At 73.8% G+C, this 13,391-nt stretch carries 10 protein-coding genes; 8 read left to right on the top strand and 2 right to left on the bottom strand.

All coding sequences use genetic code 11. From position 1 onward, the window contains the following. Positions 1 to 63: 63 nt before the first annotated feature. The 4 genes from ACQUQD_RS24770 to ACQUQD_RS24785 all read left to right on the top strand — a co-directional run bounded on the left by ACQUQD_RS24770 (position 64) and on the right by ACQUQD_RS24785 (position 5,981). The gene (locus ACQUQD_RS24770; protein ID WP_428954321.1) at positions 64 to 2,154 is read left to right on the top strand and encodes a bifunctional glycosyltransferase/CDP-glycerol:glycerophosphate glycerophosphotransferase; all 2,091 of its coding nucleotides are present in this window, start codon (positions 64 to 66) and stop codon (positions 2,152 to 2,154) included. A 63-nt stretch (positions 2,155 to 2,217) separates the two neighbouring features. Then, entirely contained in the window at positions 2,218 to 3,744 is a 1,527-nt protein-coding gene (locus ACQUQD_RS24775) for a glycosyltransferase family 39 protein (RefSeq protein ID WP_428954322.1), read from the top strand. A gap of 99 nt (positions 3,745 to 3,843) precedes the next feature. Next, entirely contained in the window at positions 3,844 to 4,953 is a 1,110-nt protein-coding gene (locus ACQUQD_RS24780; RefSeq protein WP_428954323.1) for a DegT/DnrJ/EryC1/StrS family aminotransferase, read from the top strand. After that, the gene (locus ACQUQD_RS24785; RefSeq protein WP_428954324.1) at positions 4,950 to 5,981 is read left to right on the top strand and encodes a Gfo/Idh/MocA family oxidoreductase; all 1,032 of its coding nucleotides are present in this window, start codon (positions 4,950 to 4,952) and stop codon (positions 5,979 to 5,981) included. Before ACQUQD_RS24780 ends, ACQUQD_RS24785 begins: the two co-directional genes overlap by 4 nt. A 42-nt stretch (positions 5,982 to 6,023) precedes the next feature. On the opposite strand, the gene wecB is transcribed toward ACQUQD_RS24785, so the two are convergent. Further along, positions 6,024 to 7,109 (bottom strand): non-hydrolyzing UDP-N-acetylglucosamine 2-epimerase, encoded by a 1,086-nt coding sequence (gene wecB, locus ACQUQD_RS24790; RefSeq protein ID WP_428954325.1) that lies wholly within the window; start codon positions 7,107 to 7,109, stop codon positions 6,024 to 6,026. Between the two features lie 201 nt (positions 7,110 to 7,310). Here wecB and ACQUQD_RS24795 point away from each other — a divergent pair, with 201 nt between their 5' ends. Together ACQUQD_RS24795 and ACQUQD_RS24800 are read left to right on the top strand one after the other, a co-directional pair. Then, on the top strand, positions 7,311 to 8,882 hold the full coding sequence (locus ACQUQD_RS24795; protein ID WP_428954326.1) for a glycosyltransferase family 4 protein: 1,572 nt from the start codon (positions 7,311 to 7,313) through the stop codon (positions 8,880 to 8,882). Between the two features lie 2 nt (positions 8,883 to 8,884). Then, a complete protein-coding gene (locus tag ACQUQD_RS24800) occupies positions 8,885 to 10,174 on the top strand; it encodes a nucleotide sugar dehydrogenase (RefSeq protein WP_428954327.1) in 1,290 nt (429 codons plus the stop codon). A 172-nt stretch (positions 10,175 to 10,346) separates the two neighbouring features. Here the strand turns inward: ACQUQD_RS24800 and ACQUQD_RS24805 are convergent, their stop codons facing one another. After that, the gene (locus ACQUQD_RS24805) at positions 10,347 to 10,970 is read right to left on the bottom strand and encodes an acyltransferase (protein ID WP_428954328.1); all 624 of its coding nucleotides are present in this window, start codon (positions 10,968 to 10,970) and stop codon (positions 10,347 to 10,349) included. 40 nt (positions 10,971 to 11,010) lie between these two features. On the opposite strand from ACQUQD_RS24805, the gene ACQUQD_RS24810 reads away from it, so the two are divergent. Continuing rightward, positions 11,011 to 12,612 carry a glycosyltransferase family 2 protein gene (locus tag ACQUQD_RS24810; RefSeq protein ID WP_428954329.1) on the top strand — a complete coding sequence of 534 codons (1,602 nt, stop codon included), beginning with the start codon at positions 11,011 to 11,013 and terminating at the stop codon, positions 12,610 to 12,612. A gap of 19 nt (positions 12,613 to 12,631) precedes the next feature. Then, positions 12,632 to 13,336, top strand: a complete 705-nt coding sequence (locus tag ACQUQD_RS24815) for a methyltransferase domain-containing protein (RefSeq protein ID WP_428954330.1) — start codon at positions 12,632 to 12,634, stop codon at positions 13,334 to 13,336. The last annotated feature ends 55 nt before the right edge of the window (positions 13,337 to 13,391 follow it).

A 13,391-nucleotide genomic window follows, 5' to 3' on the forward strand; every position in this document is an offset into this window, starting at 1 on the left:
GTAATCCGTGTGGGTGAGCGAGCCCGGCCCGGCGCGCGGAGGGCTGAGGTACCGTCAGGTGTTATGTCCCGATTCTCCGTTGTTGTCCCCGCCTACCGCGTCCAGGGCTACCTCCGTGAGTGCCTGGACTCCGTGCTCGGTCAGAGCCACACCGACTGGCAGCTGATCGTCGTCGACGACGCCTCCCCGGACGCCTCCGGCGCGATCGCCGCGGAGTACGCGCAGCGCGATCCACGGGTGCGCGTCGTCACCCGGCCCGCCCGCGAGGGCGTCGGCGCCGCCCGCACCGCCGGGGTGGACGCGGCCACCGGCGACTACCTTCTCTTCCTCGACGCCGACGACGCCCTGCTGCCCGGCGCCCTCGCCGCGATCGACACGGCGCTCACCGCGGCGGACGACCCCGACGTCCTGCTCTACGACCACGACCGCACCGACTGGTGGGACAAGGTCTGGGGCAGCGGCGACGACCTCGACGGCGCCGACCCGCTGGCCCTCACCCCCGCCGCCTGGAACCGCGCCGTCCGCCGCGACTTCTGGACCGGGCGCGGCCTCGCCTTCACCCCCGAGGGCCCCTACGAGGACGTGGTCCCGGCCCACCGCGCCGTCCTGGAGGCGGGCACCCTCGCGACGCTGCCCCGCCCCTGCGTGCGCTGGCGCAAGCGCCGGGCGGGCGGCCTCGCCGGGACGCCGGGCCGGCAGCACTTCGCGGTCGTGGAGCGCTACGGGGAACTGCTCGCCGCCACCGCCGACACGGCCCGCCTCTTCCCGGTCGCCGTCCGCCGCGTCCTCGCCGTCCTCGACGACGGCTCGCGCACCACCGCCGGGGACCGACCCGAACTCTTCCGCCTCGCCGCCGAGCTGCACCGCGCGCACCGCCCCGCCGGACACACCCCGCAGGGCCCGCGCGAACAGGCGCTCGCCGCCGGGTCCTGGTCCGCGTACCAGAAGCAGGAGAAGGCCAAGGACCGCAAGAAGAGCGTGAGTTCGGCGCTCAAGCGGCACAAGAAGAAGCTCCGCTCGCGCGTCATGAAGGCCGCCTACCGCACCGACCTGCGCACCGCACGGCTCGACCCCGACCTCGCGGTCTACGGCGCCTACTGGAACCGCGGCGTCAGCTGCAACCCGGCCGCCGTCCACGCCGCGGCCCGCCGGCTCGCCCCGCACGTCAAGGGCGTCTTCGTCGTCTCCTCCCGGCACAAGGACCGCGTCCCCGCCGGCGTCCCGTACGTCATCGAGGGCTCCCGCCGCTACTGGCAGACCATGGCCACGGCGACGTACCTGATCAACAACTCGTCGTTCCCCGGCGGCTTCACCAAGCGCCCCGGCCAGGTCTACCTCCAGACCCACCACGGCACCCCGCTCAAGAAGATGGGCCTCGACCAGCGCCGCTACCCGGCCGGCACGCACGGCATCAGCTTCGCCAAGGTCCTCGCCCACACCGACCAGTGGGACTACAGCCTCTCCGCCAACCCGCACTCCACCCAGGTCTGGGAGCGCGTCTACCCCTCGGCCGCGTACGCCCCGCTGGAGCTCGGCTATCCGCGGAACGACGTCTACTTCACGACCGGCGACGACGAGATCCTCCGCACCCGCCGGGAGCTGGGCATCGCCGACGGGCAGCGGGCGATCCTCTACGCCCCGACCCACCGCGACTACCAGAAGGGCTTCCTGCCCCGCCTCGACCTGGCCCGGTTCGCCGACGCGCTCGGCGACGACCACGTCGTCCTGGTCCGCGCCCACTACTTCTACGGCGCGCAGGCCGGACTCGCCGACACCCACTCCCGGATCCTCGACGTCACCGGCCACCCCCGCGTCGAGGACCTGTGCCTGGCGGCGGACGCCCTGGTCACCGACTACTCGTCCCTGATGTTCGACTACGCCTGCCTGGACCGCCCGATCGTCAGCTACGCCCCCGACTGGCAGGCCTACCGGCTGGCCCGCGGCACCTACTTCGACCTGCTGTCCGGCCTGCCCGGCGACACCCCCGGCGCGGTCGCCACGACCGAGGACGACCTCATCGGCCTCTTCCGGGACGGCGGGTGGGACACCCCCGCCACGACCCGGCTGCGCTCGGCGTTCCGCGACCGCTTCTGCGCCTACGACGACGGGGGCGCGGCCGACCGGGTCGTACGGAAGCTGTTTCTGAACGGGTGACGTTCGCGCGGCACCGGCCGCGCGAGAAACCGCCCCGGCCGTCCCGTCGGCCACGCTCGTCGCATGCCGCTGATCCCGCAGCCGGGGCCGGTCCGCGCCCGGGCCCTGGCCGTCGGTCTCCCCGGCGCCACCGCGCTCGCCCTGGCGCTGTGGCACCTGGACCGGGGCACGATGTGGCGCGACGAGGCCGCCACCGTCATGATCGCCTCGCGCACCCTGCCCCAGCTGTGGCACGTGCTCGGCACGATCGACGCCGTGCACGGCCTCTACTACCTGCTGATGCACTTCCTGCTGCCGCTGCGCCCCGGCGAGTCCATGCTCCGGCTGCCCTCCGTGCTCGGCGCGAGCGCCACGGCCTGCCTGGTCGCCGCGCTCGGCACCCGGCTGGCCCGGCCGCGGGTCGGCCTGTGGGCGGGGCTGCTGTACGCGATCGCCCCGCTCGCCCAGTACTACGCGCAGGAGGGCCGCTCCTACGCCCTGGTCGCGGCCGGTGCCGCCGCCGCGACGCTGCTGCTCGTGCGCTGCGTCGCACGGCCGTCGCCGCGGGCCTGGACCGGCTACGCGGCGGCCGTCACCGTCACCGCCTGGCTGCACGAGTTCGCGGTCCTGCTGCTCGCCGCGCACGCCGTGACGCTCGCCGTGACCCGGGTGCCGGGGCGGACCCGGCGCGGCTGGGCCGTCTCGGCCGGCTGCGCCGCGCTGCTCCTGCTGCCGCTCGCCGCCGTGACCCGGGGGCAGAGCGGGCAGGTGGCGTGGATCGCCCGGCCCGGCTGGGCCGATGCCGAGACCCTGCTGCGCACGGCGACCGGCCGCTCCGGGCCGCTGTACGCGGTGACGCTCGCGCTGATCGCCGTGGCGCTGTGCCGCCCGCCGGCCCGCCGGGCGCCCGGCGCGTGCGGTCTCGTGGCGACGGCCCTGCCCCTCGCCCTGGTCCCCCCGCTGATCCTGCTCACGGCCTCCCAGTGGCACCCGCTGTACGCCGCCCGGTACACCCTCTTCGCCTTCGCCGGGGTGCCGCTGCTGGTGGCGGCGGGCGCGGAGACGCTGCTGGCCCGGGTGCCGCGGCTGCTCCCGGCGGCAGGACCTGCGGCCCCGGCGCTGGCGGGCGCGGGCCTGGTCGCCGTCGCCTTCCTCGCCCAGCTCCCGCTCCAGCAGCACCAGCGCTCGGCGGACGCCCGGCGCGACGACCTCGGCGCGGTGGCCCGGATGCTCGCGGCCGAACTGCACCCCGGTGACGCCCTGTTGTACCTGCCGAAGACCGGCCGCAGGTACGCCGAGGCGTACCCGGCGTCGGTCGCGGGCGTCCGCGACGTGGCCCTGCACACCTCCGGCGCCGCCGCCGGAACGCTCTACGGCACCGACGTCGGCCCCCGCGAACTGGCCGCCCGGCTGGCCTGCCTGCCCCGCGTCCACGTCCTGTTCGACGCGGAGACCGCCCGACCGGGCCGGCGCACCCGCTCGGCCGCGGAGCGCGCCGAACTCGCCCTTTTGCGGCGGGACTTCGTGCCGCTGTCCGAGATGCGGCGGCGCAGCGGGGTGCTGGTGCTGTACGCGCGGACGGGCGGCCGCGCGCCGGGCTGCGCGCGCTGAGCCGATGGAGTGACCTGTCGGCGTACGGCACAACTCGCCCCGATGAACCCCGGTTGAACCCTTCCGCCGGAGCCGCCACGAGAAGGGCCACACGACAGCATGCAGACGTACGACGGCGCGCCGCCGATCCCGGCGGCCAAGCCGGTCATCGGTGACGCGGAGATCGAGGCGGCGGTGCGCGTGCTGCGCAGCGGCCGTGTCGTGCAGGGCCCCGAAGTGGCCGCCTTCGAAGCCGAGTTCGGGCAGCAGGTGCTGGACGGGGTGCACTGCGTCGCAGTCAACTCCGGCACTTCCGCACTCCAGTTGAGCCTGATGGCCCTCGGCGTCGGCCCGTCCGACGAGGTGATCGTCCCGTCCTTCTCCTTCGCCGCCACCGCCAACGCGGTGCGCCTGGTGGGCGCCGAACCCGTCTTCGCGGACATCGACCCGGCGACGTACTGCATGGACCCGGCCGCGGTGGCCGCCGCGATCGGCCCGCGCACGGCGGCCGTGATGCCGGTCCACCTGTACGGCCACCCGGCGGCCCTCGACGACCTGCTGCCCCTCACCCGGCGGCACGGCCTCGCGCTCCTGGAGGACGCGTGCCAGGCGCACGGCGCGGCCCTGCACGGCCGCCCGGTCGGCGCCCGGGGCGCGGCGGGCTGCTTCAGCTTCTACCCGACGAAGAACATGCACGCCCTCGAAGGCGGCATGGTCGCCACGACCGACCCCGAACTCGCCCGCACCCTGCGCCTGCTGCGCAACCAGGGCATGGAACAGCGCTACGCCAACGAGATCGTCGGCGCCAACATGCGCATGACGGACGTCAACGCCGCGATCGGCCGCGTCCAGCTGAGCCGCCTCGCCGACCGGACCGAGCGGCGCCGCGCCCACGCCAAGCGCCTCGACGCGCTCATCACCGCCGACGCGGTGACCACGCCGTACGTCGCCGACGGCGCACGGCACGTCTACCACCAGTACACGGTGCGCGTCCCGGGCGGCCGACGGGACGCGGTGCAGCGGGAGCTGACCGCCCGCGGCGTCGGCAACGCGGTCTACTACCCCACCCCCATCCACCGGCTCACCCCCTACAGCACCGGCGACCACCTCCCCGAGACGGACCGCGCGGCCGCCGAGGTGCTGTCGCTGCCCGTGCACCCGGACCTCACGGACGCCGAGATCGAGCGGATCGCGGACACCGTCAACTCCGTTGCGGGAGAACTCCGATGACCTCGAAAGCCGCTCGGCTGCGCGCCGGACTGATCGGCCTCGGCGCGATGGGCCGCAACCACGCCCGGGTGCTCGGCCTCCTCGACGGCGTCGACTTCGCGGGCGCGGCGGACCCGGCGGGCGGGACGCTGCCCGACGCCGTCCCGGTGGTGCGGACGCTGGAGGAACTCCTCGCCCTGCGTCTCGACTACGCGGTCGTGGCCTGCCCCACCGGACTGCACGAAGAGGTCGGCATGACGCTCGCGGCGCACGGCGTGTGCGCCCTGGTCGAGAAGCCGCTCGCCCACTCGGTGGTGGCGGCCCGCCGCCTCGTCGACGCCTTCGAGACGGCGGGCCTCGTCGCCGGGGTCGGCCACATCGAGCGCTTCAACCCGGCCCTGCAGAGCCTGCGCGCCCGTCTGGAGGCCGGTGAGCTCGGCGAGGTCTTCCAGGTGGTCACCCGCCGCCAGGGCCCCTTCCCGCACCGCATCGCGGACGTCGGCGTGGTCAAGGACCTGGCGACGCACGACATCGACCTCACGGGCTGGGTGACCGGCCAGGAGTACGCGTCGGTGTCGGCCCGCACGCTCTCCAAGTCCGGCCGCGCGCACGAGGACATGGTCACGGTGACGGGCGACCTGGCCGACGGCACCCTCGTCAGCCATCTCGTGAACTGGCTCAGCCCCCTCAAGGAACGCTTCACCGCGGTGACCGGCGAGCGCGGCTGCTTCGTCGCCGACACCCTCACCGCCGACCTGACCTTCCACGCGAACGGCGCCGTCGCGACGGAGTGGGAGGCGATCGCCGCCTTCCGCGGGGTCAGCGAGGGCGACATGATCCGCTACGCGACCCCCAAACGGGAACCGCTCCTCGTGGAGCACGAACGGTTCCGCGACGCCGTGGCCGGCAAGGACGCCCCCGGCATCGTCTCCCTGCGGGAAGGCCTGCGGACGGTGGAGGTGGCGGCGGCCGTGCTGGAGTCGGCGCGGGAGCGGGTGTCGGTGCGCCTCCCGCAGGCACGGCGGGCGGCGTCCGGGGCGCGGCACTGAGGCGCGGGGCGGGCGCCGGCGGGCGCTCGCCCCGGCCGGCGGTCAGAGTCGCTGTTCCAGCAGTTCCACGGCCCGTCGTGCCGCCCGCCCGTCACCGAACGGCGTCCCGCGACCGGCCGTGGGCGCCGGGCGCGTGACGGTGTCGGCCCACCGGGCGGCGCCGAGCCCGCCCGGCTCCGGCACCAGGACGTTCCAGCCGCCGGCGAGCGTCTCCGGCCACTCCGTCTCCGAACGCAGCGTCGTGCACGGCCGCTCCAGCAGGAACGCCTCCTTCTGCAGGCCCCCCGAGTCGGTGACGACACCGGCCGCGCCGATGACGGCGGCGACGAGCCCCGCGTAGGGCAGCGGGCTGCCCACCCGGACGGCGCCCCGCTCCAGCTTCACGCCGTGCTCCTCGGCCCGGGCGACCAGCCGCGGATGCGCCGGCAGAGCCACCGGGAGCGGCAGATCGGCCAGCGCGTCCGCGAGGGCCGAGAGACGGGCCGGATCGTCGGTGTTCTCGGCGCGGTGCACCGTCGCGAGCAGATACGGCTCAACCGGGCTGATCCCGTCGGGCAGTTCGGGTGCCGCGTGCCCGCCCGCACGGACCGCGTCCCGGACGCGCAGGCACACGTCCACCATCACGTCCCCGGCGAGGGCCGAGCGGGCCGCGAGCCCTTCGGCCGCCAGGTGCCGCATGGCCTCCTCGGTGGGCGCCAGCAGCAGATCGGCGGCGTGATCGGTCAGGACGCGGTTGTGCTCCTCGGGCATCCGGCGGTTGAAGGAACGCAGGCCCGCCTCCAGATGGGCGACCCGGAGATGCTGCTTCACGGCCGAAAGCGCCGCCGCCACCGTCGAGTTGGTGTCGCCGTAGACCAGCACCCAGTCCGGCCGATGAGCCTCCAGAACCGGGTCGAGGGCGGTCAGCGCGGCACCCGTCTGCGCCCCGTGACTGCCGGAGCCGATGCCGAGATGCACGTCGGGAGCGGGGATGCCGAGCCCGGTGAAGAACACGTCAGACAGCTCGGCGTCGTAGTGCTGGCCGGTGTGCACGATGACGTGCTCGTGGCCCGAAGCGGTCAACTCGGCCGCCACCGGAGCGAGTTTGACGAACTGAGGGCGGGCGCCGACGACGCTGAGGACCTTCACCGATGACTCCTGCGGGGGCGTTGGGGGATGCCAGTGGCTCGCGAACCGGCCTTACGGGGAGGTCAACGAATACTCGGGCCGTCCCGCAGAGGGCCGTACGGGTGACGCGCGAGCGCCTCCCGTAGCGCCCTTCCGGCGAAGTTCGTTGCCCCGGCGGGCGATCCGAACGCGGTCGCCGCCGAAAGGACAGAGGAGCCGGTGATGGTGGGGCAGGAGTCGGCAGAGCGGCAGCAGAGCAGAGGCCGCGTCGTCATGCTGGTGGACAACGCGGTCGACGGCGACTCCCGCGTCCAGAAGGCCGCCCGGTCCATGGCGGAAGCGGGCTGGACCGTCACGCTCATCGGACTGTCGCGGGACACGCGGCACCGCTCCTGGCGGATCGGCGAAGCCCAGGTGAAGTTGCTGCCGTACCGACGCGAACTGCGGCGCAACAAGCAGCACTTGAAGCGCTCCCGACTGCGCTACCCGCTCTCCTGCCCGCCCGGGAGCACGGCGCAGCGGCGCCTCCAGCTGGCCCAGGCGCGCCGCGCGGATCTGCGGGCGCGCGGCGTGGCGGAGAAGCGCCGCTTCCCGGTCCGCCGGCTCGTCGCCAGGATCGGTCTGCGCTGGGCCGGCCTGCGGCTGCGGCAGACCGAGGACGCCTGGGCCGCCGCAGGGAACATGGACCGGCCCTACGCCCGGATGGTCACCGCCTTCTGGAAGACGGTGCGGGGACGGCGCTGCTGGCGGCGGCTCGAACCGCTGCTGTGGTCCTACGAGCTGGCCCTCGGCCACACCATCGACAAGCTCGCCCCCGACCTGATCCACGCGAACGACTTCCGCATGCTCGGCGTCGCCGCCCGCGCCAAGCTCCGGGCCCGCGCGGCAGGAAGGGACGTCAAGCTCGTCTGGGACGCGCACGAGTACCTGCCGGGACTCGTCGCCCCCAACGCCCGCTGGATGACGGCCCAATGCGCCCACGAGCGGGAGTACGCGCCGCACGCCGACGCGGTCGTGACCGTCTCCGACGGGCTCGGCGATCTGCTGGTCGCGGAGCACGGCCTGGCCGAGCGCCCGTCCATCGTGATGAACGCCCCGGTCCGCGCCCTGACCGACGACCAGCGCGACACCCCCGTCGACGACCTCAGGGAACTGTGCGGCATCGGCCCGGACACCCCGCTGCTCGTGTACTGCGGGGGCGTCGCGGAGCAGCGCGGGGTGAACATCATGGTGGAGGCGCTGCCGCAGCTGCCCGGCGTGCACATCGCCCTGGTGTCGCTGCACAAGGGCAAGCGGAACGCGGACCATCTGCTCGACAGGGCGCGAGAGCTGGGCGTGATCGACCGGGTCCACGCGCTGCCCTACGTGCCGCACTGGCAGGTGCCGGAGTTCCTGGCCACCGCGGACGCCGCCGTGAGCCCGCTGCTCCATCTCCCGAACCACGAGATCGCGCTGAGCAACAAGTTCTTCGAGTACTCCCAGGCCCGGCTCCCCCTGGTGGTCAGCGACATCCGCACGATGGCGGCCAAGGTGCGCTCCACCGGCCAGGGCGAGGTGTACGAGGCCGCGCACCTCGACGACTACCTGAGGGCCGTACGCGCGGTGCTCGCCGACCCCGGGACCTACCGGGCCGCGTACGACGTGCCGGGCCGGTTGGACGAATGGACCTGGGAGGCGCAGGCCGAGGTGCTCGACGACGTGTACGCGCGGCTGCTGCCGGACGTACCGAGGTTCCCCCAGCCCGCCCGTGAGCCGTCGGCGCTCGCGTCCGTCGCTCCGATGGAGGTCAAGTAGTCATGCGGATCTGTGTAGTCGGGCTCGGCAAGATCGGACTCCCGCTCGCCGTCCAGTTCGCCGCCAAGGGCCACGAGGTCATCGGCGCGGACGTCGACGAGGGCGTCGTCGCCCTCGTGAACGACGGCGTCGAACCCTTCCCCGGCGAGCACGACCTCGACGCGCGCCTCAAGGCGGCCGTCGCCGAGGGGCGGCTGACCGCGACCGCCGACACGGCCGCGGCCGTCGCGACCGCCGACGCCGTCGTCCTCGTCGTCCCGCTGTACGTCGACGCCGACGGCACCCCGGACTTCGGCTGGATGGACGCGGCGACCCGCGACGTGGCCCGCGGGCTGACCCCCGGCACGCTCGTGGCGTACGAGACGACGCTGCCGGTCGGCACGACGCGGGAGCGCTGGGCGCCGATGCTGGAGGAGGGGTCCGGGCTGCGCGCCGGACACGACTTCAGTCTCGTCTTCAGCCCCGAACGCGTCCTGACCGGGCGGGTGTTCAGCGATCTGCGGCGCTACCCGAAGCTCGTCGGCGGCCTCGACACGGCCTCCGCGCGCGCGGGCGTCGCGTTCTACGAGAGCGTCCTCGACTTCGACCCCCGCGACGACCTTCCGCGGCCCAACGGGGTGTGGGACCTCGGCTCGGCCGAGGCGGCGGAGCTGGCCAAGCTCGCCGAGACGACGTACCGGGACGTGAACATCGGGCTCGCCAACCAGTTCGCGCGGTTCGCGGACGGCGCCGGGATCGACATCCTCAAGGTCATCGAGGCCTGCAACTCACAGCCCTACAGCCACATCCACCGGCCCGGCATCGCGGTCGGCGGCCACTGCATCCCTGTCTACCCGCGCATGTACCTGTGGAACGACCCCGACGCGACGGTGGTGCGCGCGGCCCGCGAGGCCAACGCGGCCATGCCCGGGTACGCGGTCACGCGGCTCGCGGAGGCGTACGGGGATCTGGCCGGGGCCGAGGTGCTGGTGCTCGGTGCCGCGTACCGGGGCGGGGTCAAGGAGACGGCGTTCTCCGGGGTGTTCGGGGTGGTGGGCGCGCTGCGGTCGGCCGGGGCCGTGCCGTACGTCTCCGACCCGCTGTACGGGGACGAGGAGCTGGCCGAGCTCGGGCTCACCCCGTACGCCGGGCAGGCCGTGACCGCCGCCGTCGTGCAGGCCGACCACGCGGAGTACCGGGATCTGGGGGCCGCCGATCTGCCCGGGGTCGGGGTTCTGGTGGACGGCCGCCGGGTGACGGATCCGGCTCGCTGGGAGGGCGTCCGCAGGGTGGTGCTCGGCGCGCCCGCGTAGGGCTCGCCGCCGGGTGGGGCTTCTCGCGCAGTTCCGTCGCGCCATGGCGGGGAGGCGCGGCGAAGCCGCAGCCTTCAGGGGCGCGGGGAACTGCGCGAGAAGCCCCACCGACCGTCAGCCGCCGCACCTCCACGACCCGGCAGACGAGAGGGCGGACCCGACGACCCCGCCGTCACTCCTCGACGAGCCCGTCGCCGGACTCCCGGTAGCGCGCTTCCGTACGGTCACAGACCCACACCCCGTCCCCAGCGGAGCGCAACCTGTCACCGGCCCGCCCCACCCACCCGATCCGCCGCGCCGGCACCCCCGCCACGAGCGCGAAGTCGGGGACGTCGCGGGTCACCACGGCCCCGGCCGCGACCATCGCCCAGCGCCCCACCCGCACCGGCGCCACGCACACCGAACGCGCCCCGAGCGACGCCCCCTCCTCGACCGTGACGCCGACCGGCTCCCAGTCCGCCGCCCGCTTCAGGTTCCCCTCGGGGTCCACGGAACGCGGGTTGTGGTCGTTGGTGAGGACCACCGCCGGGCCGACGAAGACGCCGTCGCCGAGCGTCGCGGGCTCGTAGACGAGGGCGTAGTTCTGGATCTTGACGTGGGCGCCGATCGCGACGTCCGTCCCGATGTACGCGCCCCGGCCCACCACACAGCCCGCGCCGAGCGTCGCGCCCTCCCGGATCTGCGCCAACTCCCATACGGAGGTGCCCGATCCGAGTGTCGCCGTGTCGTGCACCTGGGCGCCCTGTGCGATACGGACAGGGGCGGGGGAAGCGCTCGTAACCGTCGTAGTCGTCATGAACTATGCAACGAGCGGCGCCGTCAGTCGTTTGCATGGCATGCAGAAGACCGCCGTCGGTGAGCCGGACGTCAGCGTCATCGTCGCTGTGTACAACACGATGCCGTATCTGACCGAGTGCCTGGCCTCGCTCGTCGGGCAGACCATCGGGACGGACCGGATCGAGATCGTCGCCGTGGACGACGGGTCGACGGACGGCAGCGACAAGGAACTGCAGACGTTCGCCGAGCGGTACCCCGGTGTCCTCACCGTCGTGCACCAGGAGAACTCGGGCGGCCCCGCCGCGCCCAGCAACCGGGCCCTCGACCTGGCGCGCGGGCGCTACGTGTTCTTCCTGGGCGCCGACGACCACCTGGGCAGCGAGGCGCTGGAGCGGATGGTGGAGGCCGCCGACCGGCTCGGTTCCGACATCGTGCTCGGCCGGATGGTCGGGGTGAACGGGCGCTGGGTGTCGCGCGCCGTCTTCACCGAGAGCCGCGACGAGGCGACGCTGTTCGACTCCGCGCTGCCGTGGGCGCTGTCCAACACGAAGCTCTTCCGGCGCTCCCTCGTCGAGGAGCACGGGCTGCGCTTCCCGGAGGACCTGCCGGTCCTCAGCGATCAGCCGTTCACCCTGGAGGCCTGCTTCCGGGCCGGGCGGATCACCGTACTCGCCGACTACGACTACTACTTCGCCGTGCGCCGGGACGACGCCACCAACGCCACCGTCTCGTACCGCGCCCTCGACCGGCTGCGCGGCACCCGGCGGCTCATGGACCTCACCCGGCGGATGACCGAGCCGGGGCAGGGGCGCGACTGGATCCACCGGCGCCACTTCACCTGGGAAGTGGCGCGGCTGATCGGTCCGGAGTTCCTGGAGCTCAGCCCCGAGGACCAGCGGACGGTCTGTGACGGTGTGGGGGACCTGCACCGTGAGTGCGGCAGCGAGTTCGCCCTGCGCAAGCTGACGTCCGAGCAGCGGCTGCTGCTGCGGCTCGCGGAGAGAGGCGAACTCGGGCTGATGCGTGCGGTGTTGGAGTGCGCGGCGGCCGGCGGTCCGCGCATCGTCGTCGACGGGAAACGCGCCTATGCCGGACACCCCTGTTTCCGCGATGCCGGACTCGGCCTGCCCGACGCCTGGTTCGACATCACCAAGGAACTGAAGAACCCCTGGGCCGAGCAGACCTTCGCGCCGGCCGAGGCGTCCTGGTCCGGGGAGGAACTGGTGATCCGGATGCGCGGCTCGCTGCCTGAGCTGGCCCGGACGGCGGGCACGGACGTGGTCCGCGCGCGGGCGGAGTCGCTGCGGCCGGGGGACCGGCAGGCGGCACAGTGCTCGGTGGGCCTGACCGCCGTGGAGACGGACGGCGCCGGCGGTACGGACATCGAACTGCGCTACGACGGGCGGCAGTTGTTCCCGCGGAAGGGTGCCGTGTGGAGCACCTGCACCCTCGGCCTGAAGGCGACGGCCCTCGGTGTCACCCACGTCGTGCCGCTGGCCGCCGTGGTCCCCGCGCGCCGTCACCGGCACCGGATGCGCTCCTACCGGATCAGCGTCGAGCCCGCGGACGAGCACCCCGATGTGTTGACGCTGCGCGTAACCCGCGTTCCCGTCGGCCAGTTGGTCAGGCGCTGCCTCGGCATGCTGCGCCGACGCACCTGAGCCGAGAGGAACCGGCCCCATGCATCCCTCCGCCTACGCCCACATGAAGCTCTGCGTCGAGGAGTACCTCCCCGCCGAGGGCCGGCACCGCCTCGTCGACCTGGGCTCGCGCATCTCCGACAAGCAGACCCGCACCCACCGCTCGCTGCTCGCCGGCCACGACATCGACTACGTGGGCGTCGACGTGCTCGACGGCCGCAACGTCGACCGCGTGATGACCAGGCCGTACCGGATCCCGGTGAAGTCCAAGAGCGCCGACTTCGTCATCTCGGGGCAGGCCTTCGAGCACATCCCGTTCTTCTGGGCGACGATGCTGGAGATCGCCCGGGTGCTCAGGCCCGGCGGCACCGCCTTCGTCACCGCGCCCTCGCGCGGCCACGTCCACGACGCGCAGGACTGCTGGCGCTACTACCCGGACGGCATGCGGGCGCTCGCCGCGTACACCGGCCTCGAACTGGTCGAGGTGCACACGGACTTCCCGCCCTTCAAGGGCATCCGCCACGACTACCCGGCCATCGACGCCAAGCACGCGTACTGGGGCGACACGGTCGGCGTCTTCCGCCGGCCGCGGAAGTACCCGGCCCTGCGCATGCGGCTGGTGCGCGGGGTGACCCGCTGGTGGGCGAACCGGGTCGGCGGCGTCGACGGGATCCCGGTCCCGGCGCCGGTCGAGGGCCGCGCACGCTGCGCGCGGCCACAAACCGTGCCGTCACAGGCCAACTGAGCCGGGTCACACGGGTGGGCTAGTACAAGTGACCGAGCGGGCCCGCGGGGGTTGG

Origin of the sequence: Streptomyces sp. cg35 (assembly GCF_050410835.1) — a bacterium.
GTDB lineage: Bacteria > Actinomycetota > Actinomycetes > Streptomycetales > Streptomycetaceae > Streptomyces.